This is a genomic window from Niveispirillum sp. (genome assembly GCF_017996735.1).
Lineage (GTDB): Bacteria > Pseudomonadota > Alphaproteobacteria > Azospirillales > Azospirillaceae > Niveispirillum.
On the sequence record NZ_JAGOGJ010000019.1, the window covers coordinates 54,220 to 73,206 of the forward strand.

The 18,987-nt window shown below is 61.6% G+C and carries 15 protein-coding genes and 1 pseudogene; 11 read left to right on the forward strand and 5 right to left on the reverse strand.

Annotated elements, in window-relative coordinates; genetic code table 11:
• Entirely contained in the window at nucleotides 1-2,244 is a 2,244-nt protein-coding gene (locus KBA48_RS09075) for a TonB-dependent receptor (protein WP_292905410.1), read from the forward strand.
• A 106-nt stretch (nucleotides 2,245-2,350) separates the two neighbouring features.
• On the opposite strand, the gene KBA48_RS09080 is transcribed toward KBA48_RS09075, so the two are convergent.
• Nucleotides 2,351-3,550, reverse strand: a complete 1,200-nt coding sequence (locus KBA48_RS09080; RefSeq protein WP_292905412.1) for a cytochrome P450 — start codon at nucleotides 3,548-3,550, stop codon at nucleotides 2,351-2,353.
• Nucleotides 3,551-3,646: 96 nt separating this feature from the next.
• A complete protein-coding gene (locus KBA48_RS09085) occupies nucleotides 3,647-5,911 on the reverse strand; it encodes a TonB-dependent receptor (RefSeq protein WP_292905414.1) in 2,265 nt (754 codons plus the stop codon).
• Between the two features lie 559 nt (nucleotides 5,912-6,470).
• Between KBA48_RS09085 and KBA48_RS09090 the strand changes: the two genes are divergently transcribed.
• The 9 genes and pseudogenes from KBA48_RS09090 to KBA48_RS09130 all read left to right on the forward strand — a co-directional run bounded on the left by KBA48_RS09090 (nucleotide 6,471) and on the right by KBA48_RS09130 (nucleotide 15,607).
• Nucleotides 6,471-6,773, forward strand: coding sequence for an antibiotic biosynthesis monooxygenase (locus KBA48_RS09090; protein WP_292905416.1), 303 nt, complete (start codon nucleotides 6,471-6,473; stop codon nucleotides 6,771-6,773).
• A 91-nt stretch (nucleotides 6,774-6,864) separates the two neighbouring features.
• On the forward strand, nucleotides 6,865-7,890 hold the full coding sequence (locus KBA48_RS09095; RefSeq protein WP_292905418.1) for an amidohydrolase: 1,026 nt from the start codon (nucleotides 6,865-6,867) through the stop codon (nucleotides 7,888-7,890).
• A gap of 1 nt (nucleotide 7,891) precedes the next feature.
• A complete protein-coding gene (locus KBA48_RS09100) occupies nucleotides 7,892-8,941 on the forward strand; it encodes an aldo/keto reductase (RefSeq protein WP_292905420.1) in 1,050 nt (349 codons plus the stop codon).
• 358 nt (nucleotides 8,942-9,299) lie between these two features.
• Entirely contained in the window at nucleotides 9,300-10,004 is a 705-nt protein-coding gene (locus tag KBA48_RS09105) for a CoA transferase subunit A (RefSeq protein ID WP_292905422.1), read from the forward strand.
• Between the two features lie 14 nt (nucleotides 10,005-10,018).
• Complete coding sequence (locus tag KBA48_RS09110) at nucleotides 10,019-10,663, forward strand: 3-oxoacid CoA-transferase subunit B (protein ID WP_292905424.1); 645 nt, start codon at nucleotides 10,019-10,021, stop codon at nucleotides 10,661-10,663.
• A gap of 13 nt (nucleotides 10,664-10,676) precedes the next feature.
• A complete protein-coding gene (locus KBA48_RS09115; RefSeq protein ID WP_292905426.1) occupies nucleotides 10,677-11,840 on the forward strand; it encodes a thiolase domain-containing protein in 1,164 nt (387 codons plus the stop codon).
• Between the two features lie 231 nt (nucleotides 11,841-12,071).
• A pseudogene (locus KBA48_RS09120) lies at nucleotides 12,072-13,149 on the forward strand (L-lactate dehydrogenase).
• A gap of 146 nt (nucleotides 13,150-13,295) precedes the next feature.
• Nucleotides 13,296-14,582: an MFS transporter gene (locus tag KBA48_RS09125; RefSeq protein ID WP_292905428.1), complete on the forward strand. Its 1,287-nt coding sequence runs from the start codon at nucleotides 13,296-13,298 to the stop codon at nucleotides 14,580-14,582.
• 14 nt (nucleotides 14,583-14,596) lie between these two features.
• Complete coding sequence (locus KBA48_RS09130) at nucleotides 14,597-15,607, forward strand: amidohydrolase (RefSeq protein ID WP_292905430.1); 1,011 nt, start codon at nucleotides 14,597-14,599, stop codon at nucleotides 15,605-15,607.
• Between the two features lie 63 nt (nucleotides 15,608-15,670).
• Here the strand turns inward: KBA48_RS09130 and KBA48_RS09135 are convergent, their stop codons facing one another.
• The 3 genes from KBA48_RS09135 to KBA48_RS09145 all read right to left on the reverse strand — a co-directional run bounded on the left by KBA48_RS09135 (nucleotide 15,671) and on the right by KBA48_RS09145 (nucleotide 17,683).
• Nucleotides 15,671-15,967 carry an antibiotic biosynthesis monooxygenase gene (locus KBA48_RS09135; RefSeq protein ID WP_292905432.1) on the reverse strand — a complete coding sequence of 99 codons (297 nt, stop codon included), beginning with the start codon at nucleotides 15,965-15,967 and terminating at the stop codon, nucleotides 15,671-15,673.
• Nucleotides 15,968-15,999: 32 nt separating this feature from the next.
• A complete protein-coding gene (locus KBA48_RS09140) occupies nucleotides 16,000-16,956 on the reverse strand; it encodes a VOC family protein (RefSeq protein WP_292905434.1) in 957 nt (318 codons plus the stop codon).
• A 247-nt stretch (nucleotides 16,957-17,203) separates the two neighbouring features.
• Complete coding sequence (locus tag KBA48_RS09145) at nucleotides 17,204-17,683, reverse strand: MarR family winged helix-turn-helix transcriptional regulator (protein ID WP_292905436.1); 480 nt, start codon at nucleotides 17,681-17,683, stop codon at nucleotides 17,204-17,206.
• A gap of 116 nt (nucleotides 17,684-17,799) precedes the next feature.
• Here KBA48_RS09145 and KBA48_RS09150 point away from each other — a divergent pair, with 116 nt between their 5' ends.
• Nucleotides 17,800-18,693 (forward strand): alpha/beta hydrolase, encoded by an 894-nt coding sequence (locus KBA48_RS09150; protein ID WP_292905438.1) that lies wholly within the window; start codon nucleotides 17,800-17,802, stop codon nucleotides 18,691-18,693.
• The last annotated feature ends 294 nt before the right edge of the window (nucleotides 18,694-18,987 follow it).

The window sequence follows — 18,987 nt, forward strand, 5'->3', positions numbered from 1 at the left end:
ATGAAAACGCTGTTGCTGTCGTCGGTCGGAATACTGGCGCTGATATCGTCGCCGGCCTTGGCGCAGGATCAGAATGCCGCACCGGCGCCCGCCTTGGACGCGGCCCCGGCTGACGCCGGTTTTGTCGGTCTGGAGGAGATTGTCGTGACCGCGCAGCGCCGTTCCGAACGGCTGCAGGACGTGCCCGTCGCGGTCACGGCGGTCACGGCGGCGGACCTGAGTGCCGTAGGCATCCAGTCATCCCAGGATCTCAGCACGGTCACGCCCGGCCTGACCATCCCCCAGACCTCGGGTTACACCCAGCCGCGCATCCGTGGCGTCGGCACGACCTCGAACGGTCCGGGCGTCGAAAATCCGGTCGCGACCTATATTGACGGCGTCTATATCGCCAGCGCGCCCAGTTCGCTGCTGACCCTGAACAATATCGACCGGGTGGAAGTGCTGAAGGGACCGCAGGGCACCTTGTTCGGGCGGAACGCCACGGGCGGCCTTATCCAGATCGTCACCAAAGACCCCGCTGCAACACCGGGTGCCGCGGCCAACCTGACCTATGGCAGCTATCAGACCATCATCGCCGATGCCTATGCGACGGGCGGGCTGTCGGACACGCTTTCAGCCGATATCGCTGTCCGCTATGAGCATCAGGGTGAGGGCTACGGGACCAATCTGTTCAATGGCCAGGATGTCGGCAAGCTCGACCATGATTTCGCGGGCCGCGTGAAGTTCCTGCTGGAACCGGCGGACGGCACGGAAATACGCCTGGCCGTCGATTACGAGGACCGTGACAGCGACCGGGACATCCAGCATCTGCGTCCGCAGGCGGGCGTGTTCGATTTCAACATCCCCCCGTTCGGCGGTCCGTTCCCGCTGGGTGGCACCTACGATGTCAACCAGAACTATGCGTTCCGCAACAAGCTGCAGGCCGGCGGCGCCTCCTTGCAGGTGAACCACGAGCTGGAGGACGTCTCGCTCCAGAGCATCACCGCCTATCGCACATCGGAATTCCAGTTCAACCTGGATCTCGACCTGCTGCCGATCGACGGGTTCACCGCCTACAGCAAGGCGAAGTTCTCCCAGTTCAGCCAGGAGCTGCAACTGTCCTCCAACGATACCGGCCCGCTTAAATGGGTCGGCGGCCTCTATTATTTCCATTCGAAGGATGGCTGGCAGCCGATCGTCATCGGCATCGGCCCCCTGGTCAACCAGCAGGTTCCCGGGGCGGCGGTCAACGTCATCGACGAGAATTACCAGAAGACCGACGCCGTCGCCGCCTATGCGCAGGCCACCTATGAGATCGCCGACGACACCAACCTGACGCTGGGCGGCCGCTACAATTACGAACGCAAGTCGATCGCGGGCACCGACACCACCCTGGTGTCCGGCGTGCCGGTCCTGACCACGCCCTTCCCCCGGCCCGGCCTGGGCATTCCCACCAAGATCGACTTCAACCGCTTCAACTACCGGGTCTCGCTCGACCACAAGTTCGGACCCGACATCCTGGGTTACGTCTCCTACAATACGGGCTTCAAGAGCGGCGGCTTCGTGCTGGCCAAGGTCGACGCCCAGCCGTTCAAGCCCGAGGACATCAAGGCGACCGAGGCGGGCCTGAAGACCCAGTTGTTCGACCGGCACCTCCGCCTCAATGCAGCCGGCTTCCATTATGATTATCGCAACATCCAGGTGCAGCGCTTCGATGCCGGCAGCCAGTTGATTTATAATGGTGCCCGGGCGGAAATGTACGGTCTGGACCTGGATGGCGAGATCGTCCTTGCCCGTGGCCTGTCGCTCAATGGCGGCATCTCCTATGTCCATGCCCGGTTCAAGTCCTTCCCCCAGGCCGACCTGATCGTGCCCAGGGCCGGGTGCCCCGTGCCGCCGCCGGGTGGCGTAGTGCCGTGCGAGGCCGCCGGCAACCGGCTGCCGCAGACGCCGGACTACACGTTCAACATCGGCGGTGATTACAGCATCGACACCGATGCCGGCACCTTCGCCCTGAACGCGACCTATTACCGGTCGGGCAAGTTCTTCGCCGCACCGGACAATGTCGCCTTCCAGGGCGCCTACGACCTGATCAATGCCTCCATCTCCTGGACCGACCCGGATGACCGCGTCACGCTCAAGCTGTGGGGCAAGAACCTGGGCAACACGGTCTACACGACTTCCCTTCTCGAAGGGTTCACCGGCATCGATGTGTCCTATGGCTATCCCCGGACCTATGGCGTGACGGCCGGCGTCAAGTTCTAGGGGCGACCGTTTCCAACACAAGGCATCCGGGAGGTTCGACGACCTTCCGGATGCCTTGTCATTTTCCAATAATGTTCATTCCCCGTCGGGAAATGGGGATCGCGCCTTACGCCGGATCGACGCGAAGGGTCAGTTTCGACAGGCCGCGCAGCAGGTTATGGATCTCCCGCCGCTCCTCCACGATGTGGAAGCGCCTGACGCGACGGATCAGGAAATTCAGCACGGTGCCGATCTCCAGCTTGGCGAGATGCATGCCGGCGCACAGGTGCATGCCATAGCCGAAGGCGACATGGTCGCGGGCATCCCGCGTGATGTCGAACCGCTCCGGCTCGGAATAGCGCCGTTCGTCGCGGTTGGCGCTGGCATAGACCATCAATGCGCGGTCCCCCTTGCGCATCCTGACACCGTCCATGTCATGATCGCGGCTGATCAGCCGGGCGAAGGAACGGACCGGGGATTCCATCCGCAGCACCTCGTCGATCGCCCGTCCCAGAAGGTCCGGATTGGCACGCAGCAGGTCCCACTGGTCGGGATGGCGCGCAAACAGCCACAGCGCGCTGCTGAGCCCGTTGATCGTGGTGTCCAGCGCCGGCCCCGTGTAATCCATCAGCATGTGCCTGGCCTCGCTGAGCGAGAGATCGCCATTATCGGCCGCGCGGAACAGACCGGCCGCCCAGCCATCCGGGTCGAGTGCTTCACGCTCCAGACCATGCAGATAGGTGAAGGCCTCCACGGCGATCGCGATGCCCGTAATCGTGCGCGGGTTGCCGGCCGGACCCAGGGCGTCGAACAGCCCGGCGGCCCAGAACAGCATCTTCTTCTTGCCCTCCTCCGTCAGGCCCAGAAGATCGGTGACCACCGTCAGGGGCAGGTAATGGGCAAGCCCGGTGACGGCCTCGAACTCACCCTTCCCCACAAGTTCATCGACCCGCGCTTCCGCCAGCGCTGACAACCGCTCCTTGAGCTTGTTGAGCGCGCCGGGCAGAAGCGGCCGGTTGAAAACGCGCCGCAGGCGCTGATGGTCCGGGTCGTCCGAAAAGATCATGACCCCTTCGCTGTTCCTGTTGGCCTCGTCATTGAGGCCGATGCCGGCGGTGGAGGTGAAGACCTCCTGGTTCACCAGCGCGTCGCGAACATTCCGGTGCCGGACCACGGCCCAGGCATTGTACCGGCTGAGCCAGACCGCCGGCCCGGCATCCCGCAGGGCCTTGTAATGGGGATAAGGTGTGGCAATCACCTCGTCCGCCCAGAAGTCGAGATCGGAACAGGGCATCCGGCCTTCGGTGGCCATTGCTGTATCAGACATTTCCACATTCTCCCATTTGTCCGAAAGGCTGACGGGTCGGGCCGCGCCGGTCGACGGCGCGGCGTCAGGGACGCGGCCCTTCCCCAGGAAAGCCGGTCAGAACGACCTGGTGACGTTGATCCCGAAGGTCAGGGGGTCGCCATAGACGGCACTGCGGGAGAAGGCCAGCGCATCAAGATTGGTATTCGTGCCAACGAAATAGACATCGTCGGTCAGGTTCTTGACATAGGCCGACGCGGTCCAGTTCCCATCCGGTGACGCCCAACCCAAATGGAGGTTGATCATGGTGCGCGACGGCTGTGACATCTCAACAGTGTTGAAATGGTTGAAGTAGACCTTGTCGAACCAAGTCAAGTTGGCACGGGGCGTGATATCGCCGAAGTCCGTCTGGAATGTGTATCCGATCTCCCCGCCGAACTGATATTTCGGTGCATCCGGCAATTGCTTGCCGGTCAGATCCTGAAGACCGAGGTTCGCGAAGGCGGAGTTAACGTCGGAGAAGGTTTTGAACTTGCCATCCAGATAGGCGCCGTTGAAGGACAGCATCAGGCCACCGACGGGCCGGGCCGTGACTTCGGCCTCCAGTCCACGGATGCGCGCGGACGTGGCATTCTTCGTGACGATCGACGTCCCCACGATGATGCTTTCCTGCAGGTCTTTGTAGTCGTAATTGAATGCCGACATATTGACGCGCAGACGGCGGTCGAAGAGGTCTGCCTTGATACCGGCTTCGTAATTGCTCAGTTTCTCGGGCTTAAAGGGCGGCTGCAAGCCACCGACATTGAAGCCGCCGGATTTGAACCCGCGCGAATAGGTCGTGTACAGGTAAACCGACTTGGTCGCCTGATAGCTGAGCGTGACCTTGGGATCGAACGAATCCCAACTCGCACCCTGGGTTCCCTCACCATTGCCGAGCAGGCCGAGTGCGGGATTGAAGCCGGGGCGCAGCGGATCGTTCAGCACGAACGGATTGACGATATCGACCTGATGCTGCTCGAAAATCGTCTTCTTTTCATCGCTGTAGCGCGCGCCGACATCGAGTTCGAGCTGGTCCGTCAGGTGAATGTTCGCCTGACCGAAAATAGCCTTCGCCTTCGTCCGCACCCGCCCGAAGGAGCCATAGAATTCAAGGAACTGGTCGGGATTGGGGGCATGCAGGATGATGCCCTTGAACGGCACCTGGTTGCTGGCACTGTTGGTTTCGTCAAAATAATAGGCGCCGACGATGAGATCGGCGAAATCGCCGATCTTCTGTGACAGGCGAAGCTCCGCCGACGTGGATTTCGAATGTTCATCGATATACATCTGGGTGAGTTCGGCGGTGGAGCCGTCGATGCTCGTCTCTTGCGACGCCATGAAATGACGATAGCCTGCCAGCAGCGTGATGACGGTCTCGTCAGAGAGGGACAGATCGGCTTGGCCCGAGGAGCCATAGCTTTCGATGCGTTGCTTCGGGCCATGGCCCGCGGCGTCCTGTGGGTTGGTCGGCACAGTGGCGCCGATCAGTTCCACAAATGTCGGTATCGAGGCATTGCCACGCCCGGCATAGCGATAGCCGCCGGCATTCTGATTCTGGGTTGTGTAATCGCCGGTCAGCTTGACGGCGAGTTTCTCCGAAGGCTCGAACTTGATCTTGCCCCTGATGCTGCGGCTATGGTCGTCGTTCACATCGTCGCCGCTACTGAGATTGCGCCCATAGCCGTTGCGATCGACGGTGCGGAACGAAACCCGCGCCTGTACCGTGTCGGAAAGCGGTACGCCGACGGCCCCTTCGGTGCCGACCAGCCCGTAATTGCCGGCAGTCCCGGTAACGTACCCGTCCAGCATGCTGCCCGGATCGCGCGTGAGGATATTGATGGTGCCCGCGATTGCGTTCCGGCCATAGAGTGTGCCCTGTGGCCCACGCAGCACCTCGACCCGTTCGACGTCGTAAAAGCCCAGGAGCGCTGCCTGATTGCGGCTTTGATAAACGCCATCGGCATAGAGTGCCACGCGTGGTTCGCCGCCCGGCGAGATGCTGTTATAGCCGATACCGCGGATGCTGATTTTCGCATCGCCGGCGATGCGATTGAAGTTCAGGTTGGGGACATTCTGGCTCAACCCGGCAACGTCCGCGATGCTGGACAAGCGCAACGCGTCGCCATCGACCGCCGAAATCGCGATCGGCGTGCGCTGCACCGAGGTTGCCCGGCGTTCCGCCGTCACGATGATTTCGACCAGGCCGCCAGCGTCGCCTTGGGCACCGGCTTCAACCGTCGCCGCCAGGTTGCCCTGGGCCGGTCGGGTGGTATCGGCCTGTGCAAAGGCGGGCAGCGATACCAACGACAAAAGGCTGGCAGTGGAAAGCAACAGTCTTTTCATGGTGAAACTCTCCCTGGATGATTTGTTGTTTCTGTTATGAAAACGGCTTTCAGCTGCGCGACCTCGATCCCGAAATTTTCGGGTGACGGGCGAGGCTGGATTTTGCGGCTGTGAGCGTGCATTAGGGGCAGGGGTGGGGCGATACCCGTGCATCGTCTTGGCAAAGCTGGCAAAGCCGTCACGGACCGGTCACCGCTTCGATATCGAGCAGCACCAGATCCAGACGAGAGGCAGGATGTCCGGTACAAGCTGGGACACGGCTCTTCGCATCACTGCCTCCCTTTTTCCGGCTTTTTTAGCCAGGCCGCTTTGACACACGGTTTTATGCAGTCCGGTAAGTGTCGTCAGATGACAAGTTTGGACTTGCGATACCTGGAGCGACAACGAACGCTGCGGGAGCCAAGCGGAAAGCGCAGAGCGTATCATTCAGGTATCGCCCGGCATTTTTTCTAATCGCCCGGCGCCCTTCGCAACCCCGTAGGGTGAGGCTGGCAATAACCACATAAACTCACCGGGAGGCAATAATGGCCGACGAGGTTTTCCGGCATGGAGTGCCGGCATGATGGTCATTGAAAACGCCATCATCACGATTGACCCTGCCATGGCCGACACTTTCGAAAAGGCCGTGGCGCAGGGGGCGCCGATCTTCCGCGCCGCGACGGGCTGCCACGGCATGGCGCTGCAGCGCATCGTCGACGATCCCGCCCGTTATCGGCTGATCGTCACCTGGGAAACGATCGCGCACCATGTGCCGATGTTCTGGGAAACACCCGGTTTCAAGGAATGGCAGGGGCTTGTGGCGAAGTATTTCGCGGACGTGCCGTCCCTTGAATATAACGAGGTTGTCCAGACCTACTTCTGAACCATTCCCGACCCGCCGCTTTTTGCGGCGCCGCAGCCCCGTGCGCGCACCGCCCCGGGGCATGTCCCAACGAAGCCCCGTAGGTGTGCAAATGCAGGCAAGCCATCAGGAGGAAGCCCTCTTTCCTGACCTGCCCGTGATCGACAGCCAGCACCATCTGGTGGATCGCGTCAGCGACGAAATCGCGCCCGTCCTTGGATTGCGCCGCTTCCTGATCGACGATTATGTCGATTATCTCGGGAATACCCATAATGTGATCGCGTCCATCGCTGTCGAGGGCCGCGCCATGTATCGCGCGACGGGACCGGTGGAACGGCGTCCGGTGGGGGAAACCGAATTCCTCAACGGTCAGGCCGCGATGGCTGCGAGCGGGGAATATGGAAGCTGTCTGGTCGGTGCCGGCATCATCGCTCACCTCGATTTTCGCATCGGCGATGGCATCGGCAAGCTTGTCGATGCACATGCGGCGGCTGCCCCACAGCGTCTGAAAGGCTTCCGCCAATCAGCATTGTGGGATGCCGACCCGTCGATCCTGGGCAGCGTTTCCTTTGGCGGCGAAGGCCTGTATCGCCAGGACGCGTTCCTGCGGGGCTTCCGGCAATTCGCAAAACTTGGCTACATCTTCGACGCCTTCGTCCTCGCCCCGCAACTCGGCGACGTCATCGCCCTTGCCCGGCAATTCCCCGATACACAGATCGTCGTCGGCCATGTCGGCCAGCCGATCGGCATCGGAGCCCATGCCGGGCGGATGGGCGCGGAGTATCCGCAATGGCGCAGCGACATGGCGACGCTGGCCGCCTGCGGGAACGTATCCGTGAAACTGGGCGGGCTGGGCTCCTATCTGACCGGCTTCGATACATTCAGGGCCGATCCACCAGCATCGTCGGAACGGCTGGCCGCGGATTGGCGGCCCTATGTCGAAGTCGCCGTCGAACTGTTCGGCGCCGGGCGCTGCATGTTCGAGAGCAACCGACCGACCGACGATAGCGGCAGCTTCGGAACGCTGTGCAACGCCTACAAGCGCATTACCGCCGGATGCTCGGCCGGTGAACGTGTGGCGATCTTCGCCGGCACGGCACAGCGCATCTATCGGCTGGAGATTGAGGAGTACCTTTGACATGAAATATAAACGCTTGGGCTCCACGGGCCTTTATGTCTCCGAAATCTGTCTTGGCGCCATGACCTTCGGTGGGGATCCCGCTGCAGGCACCTTCAGAGGCATGGGTTATCTCGACCAGCCGCAGGTCGATGCCATCGTCGGCCGCGCCCTGGAAGCCGGGGTCAATTTCATCGACACCGCCGACACCTATTTCATGGGCCAGTCCGAACGCATGGTGGGCCAGGCGCTCCGCAATCTGGGTGTGGCCCGCCGGGACATCGTGGTGGCCAGCAAGACCTCCGGCATTGTCGGTCCCGGCCCGAACGACCGTGGCGCATCGCGCGGCCATATCATGGATTCGGTGAAGGCCAGCCTTGACCGGTTGCAGACCGACTATATCGACCTGTACCAGATTCACCAGACCGACACCGTCACTCGGGTGGACGAGACGCTGCGCGCGCTGGATGACCTGCGCAGCCAGGGCCTGATCCGCTATTTCGGTGTCTCGAACTGGCATGCCTGGCGGATCGCGCGATCCCTCGGGATCAGCGAGGCGCGGAACTATGGCCGGTTCGAAGCCGTCCAGGCCTATTATTCCATCGCGGGCCGCGATATCGAACGCGAGCTGGCGCCGCTGATCGAGGCGGAAGGCCTCGGTCTGATGGTCTGGTCGCCGCTGGCTGGCGGCCTGTTGTCCGGCAAGTTCGGCCCCGGTGCCGAAACGCCGGAAGGTGCACGGCGCACAACTTTCAACTTCCCGCCGGTGAATACCGACCGCGCCTGGCCCATCGTCGCGGTCATGCGGGAGATCGGGGCCGAACAGGGGGTGTCCGTCGCCCGCGTGGCGCTGGCCTGGCTGCTGGCCCGGCCAGCCGTCATGTCGGTGATCGTGGGCGCCAGCAACATCAAACAGCTGGACGACAACCTGGCCGCCACCGACCTTGTCCTGTCGTCCGAGGCCATGGCCCGGCTGGACCAGATCAGTGCGCTGGAACCGGAATATCCGGGATGGATGCTCACCTTCCAGGGGGACAGCCGCATCCCCAAGCCGTTCAATCCCAAACCGTAAGCACGGGCGCCGCCTGCCTCCGTTCCAGGGACGCGCTGTTTTGGGTATCGCGACGGCGGAATTCTCATCTGATCTTTTAAACCGCCGCGCCTTACCCTTGACCTCGACAAGCCAGCATATGGCGATCGGTGACGAAAGCGATGCAATGCCCATCCCATGGGCGTCGCCGCGTCGAGCCATCGCGAGCAGCCCCGAGCGAACGCAGTTCCGACCGTCCGGGAACCTGTTCGTGTGCAGGGGCCGATGCCTCCGGCATCGGCATCACCGCTTCGGTCATGGCTCCCCGGTTCGCGCGGGCGCCGGTCTTCGTCACCTGCAAACGACCAAACACATCAAAAGCGGGGAATGGTCAAACGCGATGACACGTAAAATCTATCAGGACGCCGGTTCTGCCCTGGCCGGCCTGCTGCACGACGGCATGACGATCATATCGGGCGGGTTCGGCATCTGTGGCATCCCCGATGCCCTGCTCAAGGCGATTGACGAGACAGGGGTCAAAGACCTGACCATCGTCACCAACAATCCCGGCCTTGACGGCCTGGGTGTCGGCCGATTGGTGAATAGTGGCCGCATCGCGAAGCTGATCGCTTCCTATGCGGGCGAGAACGCCACCTTCGCGAAGCAATATCTCGCCGGCAAGGTACAGCTCGAATATTGCCCGCAGGGCACGCTCGTGGAGCGCATCCGGGCCGGCGGTGCCGGCATTCCCGCCTTCTTCACGCCAACCGGCGTGGGCACAGAAGTGGCGGCGGGCAAGGAAGTCCGCGTGTTCAACGGCCGCGAATACCTGATGGAACAGGGAATTTTCGGTGACCTGGCACTGATCCATGCCTGGAAGGCCGATAGCGAGGGCAACCTCGTCTACCGGAAGACCGCGCGCAACTTCAATCCGGTGATGGCCACGGCCGCCAAGGTCACGATTGCCGAGGTCGAGCATCTGGTCGAACCCGGCGAGATCGACCCTGACCACATCATCACCCCCGGAATCTTCGTCAAGCGCATCGTGCCGTTGGCGCATGTCGAAAAACATATCGAGAAGCGGACCGTCCGCGAACGCGCCTGAAAGGAACCGCTGCAATGCCCTGGTCTCGCGAACAGATCGCCCTCCGCGCCGCCCGCGAGTTATGCGACGGCTTCTATGTCAATCTCGGTATCGGCATCCCGACTCTGGTCGCCAATCTTGTCCCCGACGGGATGGCGGTCCAGTTCCATTCGGAAAACGGCATGCTGGGCATGGGTCCCTTCCCCTTTGCAGGGGAGGAGGACCCGGATCTCATCAATGCCGGCAAGGAAACTATCACCCAGATTCCCACCACCTCCTTCTTCGACAGCGCGCTGAGCTTCGGCATGATGCGCGGCGGCCATATCGACATCTCGATCCTGGGCGGGCTGCAGGTCTCCGAGACGGGCGACCTCGCCAACTGGACGATCCCCGGCAAGATGGTGAAGGGCATGGGCGGCGCCATGGATCTGGTCGCCGGTGTACCGCGCATCGTCGTGGTGATGGAACATATGGCCAAGGGCGAGCCGCGGATCGTCAAGCAGTGCAACCTGCCCTTGACCGGTAAGGGGGTCGTCGACCTGATCATCACCGACCTTGCCGTGTTCGAGGTGCATGCCGGTGAGACGCCGTCGCTGCGCCTGATCGAACTGGCCCCCGACGTGACGCCCGCTTTTGTCCGGGCCAACACCGCCGCCGACTATGTCGAATGCCTCGCTTGAACAAGGATAGACCATGGAACCCGTGATCGTAGGATGGGGACACACGCCGTTCGGCCGCTTCAATGCGCTGGGCATCGAAGAGCTTATCCACACCGCCGCCCGGGAGGCGCTGGCATCAGCCGGCATCGAGGGCAAGGATGTGGATGCCGTGTGGCTGGGCCATTTCAATTCCGGCCTCGTGCCTGACAGCTTCTGCTCCTCCATGGTGCTAAGCACCGATCCGGGCCTGCGCTTCAAGCCCGCCACCCGCTGCGAAAACGCCTGTGCCAGCGGATCAGCCGCCGTCTATGCAGCGATCGACGCGATCCGAAGCGGTCGCGTGCGGGTGGCGCTCGTGGTGGGGGCGGAGAAGATGACCGCTCTCGACACGGCCGGCGTGACGCGGGCCCTGGGTGGCGCCAGCTACCAGAAGGATGAGGCACATGTCAGCTTCCCCGACGTGTTCGCCCGCTATGCGACCGCCTATGCCGCCGCCTACGGCGACCCGACGGAGGCGATGGCCCATATCGCCGTGAAGAACCACGAAAACGCGATGCGCAATCCCCTGGCACAGATGCGTCGCCCCTTGGCCCTCGACTATTGCCTGGTGCCGTCGGAGAAGAACCCGATGATCTCGGCACCGCTGAAGGTGACCGACTGCTCACTGATCTCCGACGGTGCGGCGGCATTGGTGCTGGTCGCCGACGATATGCTGTCCGACTTCCCCAAGGCGGCGGGCTTCCGCGCCGCCCAGCAGGTGAACGACTATCTGCCGATGGCGGCAAAGGACCCCCTGGCCTTTGCGGCACCGCGCCACGCCATCGCCAAGGCCTATGAACAGGCCCGGATCAGTGTTGATGATATCAGTCTGGCGGAAGTCCATGACTGCTTCACCATTGCCGAACTGATGATGGTTGAGGCGATGGGCGTGGCCAGTGCCGGCGAAGGGCGCAGGGCGGTGATCGACGGCGTCACGTCGCGCGGCGGCAAACTGCCGATGAACCTGTCGGGCGGCCTGAAGGCCAAGGGACATGCGGTGGGTGCCACCGGCGTTTCCATGCATGTCATGGCCGCGCGTCAGGTCCTGGGCGAAGCCGGTGACATCCAGTTGCCCGGGGCGTCGCTTGCCATGACGGTCAATATGGGCGGCGATGCCGTCGCCGCCTATGTCTCGGTAATCGAAGCGATCAAGGTTTAAGAAGGCCCACCCCCCTCAACGGGCGTGGGTGCCATAAGGCCGGCGGCACACAGCACTTCCCGCAACGAGATGAAGCGCCTCACCAATCGCCGGCGGGTGCCAACCAGCCGCTGGTGGCGCGACATGTCCAGCGGGGGGTGTCCGTGTGTCTGCGCCAGGAGTTTGCCGATGCCTGCACGTGTCACCTGCATTGAGGATTTGCGCGTCCTCGCCAAATCCCGTGTCCCCCGCATGTTTTACGATTATGCGGATTCCGGCTCCTGGTCGGAGAGCACCTACCGCGCGAACAGTGCCGATTTCGAAGCGATCAAGTTCCGCCAACGCGTCGCCCTGGATATTCAGCCGCAGCCTGGCCAGCACGATGGCCGGGCAGCCGGTGACGATGCCGGTGGCTCTGGCACCCGTTGGCATGCTGGGAATGCAGCACGCCGATGGCGAAATACTCGCCGCTCGCGCCGCCGCCAAGGCCGGCATTCCGTTCACGCTGTCGACCATGAGCATCTGTTCAATGGAAAACGTAGCAGAGAATACCGACCAGCCATTCTGGTTCCAGCTTTATGTCATGCGTGACCGGGATTTCGTCGACCGGTTGATCGAGCGGGCGAAGGAAGTAGGCTGCTCCACCCTGGTGCTGACCTTGGACCTTCAAATCCTTGGGCAACGACACAAGGATATCCGCAACGGCCTCAGCACACCGCCCCGGCCGACACCGGCGAACCTCCTCAACCTCGCGACCAAACCCCGCTGGTGCTGGAACATGCTGCGTACCCGCCGGCGGGTCTTCGGCAATATTCACGGCCATGTGGATGGCGTCGCCGATATGCGGTCGCTCTCCTCATGGACGGCATCACAGTTCGACCCGAAACTCTGCTGGGATGATGTGAAACGTTTGCAGGACCGCTGGAAGGGGACATTGATCCTGAAAGGCATCCTGGACCGGGAAGACGCAGAACAGGCCGCGAATACCGGGGCCACGGCAATCGTCGTGTCCAACCATGGCGGACGGCAACTAGACGGCGCCCCATCATCCATTTCCGCCCTTCCGGGCATTGTGGATGCGGTCGGAAGCAAGGTGGAGGTTCTGATGGATGGCGGCATCCGGTCGGGCCAGGATGTCCTCAAGGCCTTGGCGCTTGGCGCGAAGGGGGTCTTTGTCGGTCGGTCATTTCTCTATGGCCTTGGCGCGATGGGGGAGAAGGGCGTCACGCTCTCGATCGACATCATCAGACGGGAGTTGGACATCACCATGGCGATGTGTGGTCTGCGCGACGTGCGGAACGCCAGTCAAGACATTCTAGCACTGCGATAAGGGCGATGGAGCCCATGTCTCTCAAACGAAACCCTCACCGGTTTTCAAACATCCTATCGCATCTGATTTCATCGTTTTCTCCCGCCAGCACTCATTACACGCAGGAAAGCAGTATATTTCCACCCGATATAAGAGGAAATACATCATTGACTGAAAAGCTTGAAATGGAGAATGGCGCCCCGCGGCCGCTCGCTCAACCGAATGGACCGTATAAAGCTGAGCCGGTCACTAAAACTGACGAGGGTGCTGAACCGTCACCCGTCCTCTTCCCCGTGATCGGCATCAGCGCCGGCTTGTTCGCGGCGAACCTCTATTACGCGCAACCGCTGATCACGACGATCGCCCGCGATCTGAATTTGAAATCCGAATTCGCTGGCAGCGTGGTCAGTGCCAGCCAGTTCGGATATGGCCTGGGCTTGTTTCTGCTGGTGCCCCTGGCGGACATTGTCGAGAACCGCCGCTTGGTGCTGATATGCAGCATCCTGGCGCTGGCCGGGATCATCGGCATTGCGACCGCCCGCTCCGCGATGGCCTTCCTCTGCTTCGCCATGATCGTCGGGGTGTTTTCCAGCGGAACGCAGATATTGATCCCCTATCTTTCACATCTGATCCCTGACGAACGGCGCGGCCGCATCCTCGGCGGCATTATGGCGGGCATCCTGACGTCGATCATGCTCGCCCGCCCCACCGCGCTGTTTGTCGCCGCCGCATCGGGCTGGCGGGTGGTCTATTACCTGTCCGCGGTAGCGACCATGCTCACGGGTGTGGTGCTGTGGCGGCTGATGCCACAGCACCACCCAAAGGAACGCACACATTATCTCCGCGCCCTCTCGACGATGTTCGTACTGTTCGCCTCTCAATCCGACGTTCGGTGGCGAGCGATGTATCAGGCGATCCTGTTCGCCACCTTCACCATGTTCTGGGCGGTCGTGCCCATCCTGCTGGCGGAGCGGTACGGCCTGGACAAGACGGCGATAGGCCTCTTCTCCCTCGTGGGCATGGCAGGCGCCGTTGCCGCCCTCTTGGCGGGCCGCATCGCCGACCGGGGCGGAAGCTGGTCCGGCACGGTGTCGGCAAGCCTGGTGCTGGCCGGCTCCTTCCTGCTGTCGTCCTGGTCGATTTACATGGCGATCCCCGTGGCGCTCGTCGCGGCGTCGCTGCTCATCGACGGATCGGTTCAGGTTTCGCAGATGCTGAGTCGGGTCGTCGTGCTCGATGTAGCGCCGGAGATCAGGGGACGGATCAACGGCATGTACATGACGATCGTGTATGTCTCCGGTGCCCTCGGATCGGTGCTCGGCGTATCTGTCTATGTCACCTGGGGCTGGCACGCCGTCGCAGCCTTGGGCGCGGCCGGCGGCATCGCGGTCTTTGCGGGCCTGCTGATCGAGAAGGCAAGGCGGCACACCTCTCCCGCGGAACCCAGACGATAGAGAAGCGACGACAAATGCCCGCCACCGATCTTTCCCATTTCGAAGAGCCGATTTCTCCAGATCTGTCCCTGGTCGATCCCCACCATCATTTCTGGGGTGATGGTCACCCGGGTGCGAAGGCGTTTGGACAGTTTCTGCCCCAGGATTTCACGGACGACATCGCCCGTAGCGGTCACCGGTTCGCGGCGACCGTTTACGTGGATTGTGGCTGGGCGTTTCGCGACAAGGGACCGGAGCATCTCCGCTGCGTCGGCGAAACCGATTTTGTCGAGGCCACCGCCAAGCGGTTTTCCCCATCCGAGGGTCCCGTCGGCCGGATCGGTGCTGGAATTGTCGGCCGTGCCGACCTGATGCTCGGCGACGATGTCGCATCGGTACTGGAAGCACATCTGGAAGCCTCGCCTGCGCGTTTCCGCGGCATCCGCGAGTTGCTGGCCTATGATCCCGACATCTATCAGGCCCTTAACATCCCGCAGCACAAGTCGCGCGCACCCCGCTTCCGCGCCGGCATGCGCCAACTCGAACGTTCAGGCCTTAGCCTGGATGTCCTGTGCGCACACACGATGCTGACGGATATTGTTGACCTGGCACGGGATTTTCCCGGCGTCCCGATCATCCTGAACCATCTCGCGGGGCCGATCGGCGTTGGGCGCTTTCGCGGCATGCGGGTGCAAGTCTTTGCCGACTGGCGGGCGGCCATCACCGAACTGGCGGCCTGTCCGAATGTCTCCATCAAACTGAGTGGGGTCGGGGCGGACCTGATGGGCTTCGGCTGGAACAATGGTCAAACCCGTCCCAACTCCGAAATACTGGCCACCGCCATCCAGCCCTATATCATGGCGGCGATAGACATTTTCTCACCTGCGCGGTGCATGTTCGCCAGCAACTTCCCCGTCGATGGCCGATCATTTAGCTACGGCACGCTTTGGAACGCCTTCAAACACCTCGCGGCCCGCTATTCGGCCGATGAACGGGACAATCTGCTGCGGGGCACCGCGACGCGAATTTACCGCCTGGCCGTCTGACTGAAACGCGCCCACCAGGGCGAGTACCGAGGTCAGGGCTTCCTGACCTCGGTATGAAACCGCTCAATAGCGAAGCTTCGTCTCGGTATGCTGCAGCCGCGGCGGGCCCGCCATGAACTCACCGATATTTCCCCGCCAGAGCCCGTATTCCGGCGAGTTCCGGAACATCTCCATATGATGGGCGACGGTCTCCCACTGGATGAGCAGAACGAAGACGAGCGAATTCTCAACGGTGAGATGAAGTTCCAAGCTGATGAAGCCGGGCGAGCGCTCGAACAGCGGCCTGGAAGCCTCCACACCCGCGATGAATTTCTCAGCAGTGCCGGGCTTCACTTCGAATTCGACGATTTCCGTGATCATTATCACTCCTTTGTTCGTGGACCGCTACCAATTCAGGTCAGTTCATGGTTTGTCATGAAGCCGGGGGGCGGTTCTGTTCCCCACAGTGTATAGGTGTCCTCGGCGGGGTGGTCATTCGCCTCCCAGTCGATATCCGCCGGGATATAGTCCATGTCGGCCGAATATTCCGCGTGGCTGCCCCAGGGGTCCGTGGCGTAGTAGAAATAGTTCGATCCCAGTACATGCCGGCCAAGCCCCCAGCCCTTGCGGTAACCCTTGGTAACCATCTGCTCGGCACCGAGGCCGATTTCATTGATGGATCCGACATCCCAACTGCTGTGATGGAAACCGGGTCCGCCGGATTTGACCATCGCGAACATGTGATGCTCACTGCCATGGGGGCCATGCAGGAAGCCGGCGAACTCCCCGACATGATCGGAAAGCCGCAAGCCCAGGACATCCACGTAGAATTTGATCTTGCGATGAACGTCAGCGGTGTACAGCGCCATGTGGCTCAGCCGCCGGGGGCGAACGATCGGCGCGCGGCTGCGCGGCGGTGCCCCGGCCACACCAGCGGGAACAGAAATCTCGCAGAAGACGGATTTTTCCATTGGCGACGATTTCGCCTTCGCCGCCACCTCAATCAGGTTTCCCTCCTCGTCGTGGAACCAGATGCCGTTGCTTGCATGGCCGGCGGGAGCAGGCACCAGGGGAATGTTCATCCGCTTGAGCCGGTCACGAAACGCCTGAAGGTCATTCTCGTATATGCCGAAGGTCAGATGGCCGAACTTCTTCCGTGCACCTTCCTTGAGCAGGCACCATCTGTGATTGCTGCCAAATGCATAGAGTCCGGCCTCATTTCCTTCCGGCCGTACCTCCAGCCCAAAGCAGGCGTAAAAATCGGCCGCTTGCGTGAGATCAGGCACGGTTAGCGAAAAATGATCCAGCGAATGCACCCCCAGGGCTCCGAGGCGGCGTCGGCTCCCTTCCCCATCGATCTGATCAGCCATTCTTCGTTCCTCACCGGAAGTCTCAATTATATTCCGCCCAGGACACGCGACATGCGTCCACGCGGCATCACCGCAAGAGAGCGGCGACACCACTGAAGGACGCTGGGGTGGGCCTGGAACAGACGAGCTTCTACGCCGGTGCCAAGATGAATATCAGATAAGGTTTTCGGGTTGGCGATACCCAAACGATTCAGGCTCTGGATGCTCCGGATCTGCGTGGGACGTCTGATACGGCCGACAGTATGCGTTAACCGGGCGCCCCACTGGTCCGCACGAGCCATCCGAAAGTATCCAGGGAGTCGGTGCTGCCGCCAACGACGGTCCTGAGGCTATTTTGCAGGATGGCAAGGGCTTCGACGCCAATCCGCTCTTGCCACTGCTCCCAAATGCCATCGAAGATCTCCTGGCCGGTCTCCAGGAGGTTCAATCCCCGTGGTGTCACGACCAATTGCTTTCGACGGCTGTCCACGGCATCAACCTCGCGCGTGATGTAACCGCGTTCTTCCAAAACGATGATTGTTTTCGCTGCAGCCTGCTTGGACACAGACAGCCGCCGGCCGAGTTCACCAGCGCTGTCCGCTCCGGCGATAATGGCGCGCATCGCGAAATCATGGCTCGCACGCACATCCGGGTGGCCCCGCTTGGCCAGTTCCGCAGTTCCCGCGTCCACCATTGATCTGAAACCAGCGAGAAGCAGGAGGGCCAGTTCTGGGCCGGAGCGGTTCATAAGATAGTCTCCGAGGAGCATGCAGGTCGAGTTAGGTAAATATCCATAGACACAGAGGAAAGGGCCGTCTATATAGACAACCATGTTGTCTATATATATCCAACCTGGAGACCCCGATGCAAACCGCACCCATGGGATTGACCATTCCCGAAGCCACCCACTACCGGGCCGCCGTGAATGGCGCCGATCTTCACTATGTGCTGGCAGGAGATACCGGGTCACCCGTGCTTCTGGTTCACGGCTTTCCAGAAAGCTGGTGGGCATTCCACAAACTCATTCCGCTCCTGGCACGACATCATCGCGTCATCGCGGTCGATCTCCGCGGTTTCGGTGACTCATCGGCTGCCGATGCACAAGATAACAGCGAAACCACAGCCAATGACCTGCATGCTCTCATCGAACATCTCGGGTTTGGACCTGTTCATCTGGTCGTGCAGGACATCAGTGGCGCCACCGGCTTCCGTCTTGCCACCTCGCACGCAGAGGATCTCCTAAGCTTTACAGGTGTCGAGACCGGCCTGGCCGGCTTCGGCCTGGAACTTCTCGCGGATGTCGCCAAGGGAGGGGCTTGGTATATCGGCGTCCTGGCAACGCCCGGTGTGGCCGACGCCTTCTTCAACAATCGCGAAAAGACCCTGATCGGCGAATTTATCATGCCCTTCGCGACTGCCGTGCCGGACGCGGTGAAGGCCGAAGACGTTGCGGAACTCTCCCGAGGCTATGCACGCAAGGGGGGCTGGACTGGCGCGCGCGCGCTTTACGGATCGATGCTCCACGAAGGGGATGCAATTCAGGAGATCGCCAGGAAGTATCCGCTTACCCTTCCAACAATGGCAGTGGATCGCGGCGGTAGCGATTTCACCCTGCGGGGACTTGGCGCTGTCCACCATGGCCTAGTGACTGGTCGGAACGTCAATGGCACTGGGCACTACATTGCGATGGAGGCCCCTGGAAAGTTGGCAGACACGCTGCTGGCATTTTTCGCAGAAGTGGGGCCAGAGCGTTCATGATTGTATTCTGGTAGCCCCCGCAACGCCCGCTAACAATAGTCATCTTCCCTACCCGCAACCGGCATCGATCTATGAGGGAGCTGCCGGGGCTTGGCAACCAAGAAGAGCGGCATGGACCTCAGATCGCAAGATGGGTCCCAGCCTTCAACACGCATGGGCAGAGCAGACTAGGGTCTGTGGGGATTCACAAAAGGGTCGTTATGTGATTCAAGCTCTGGATGGATAGGAATCTTCTGACGGACGCCCAATGGGCGAAGATAGAGCCGCACTGCCTTGGCAAGCGCACCGACCCTG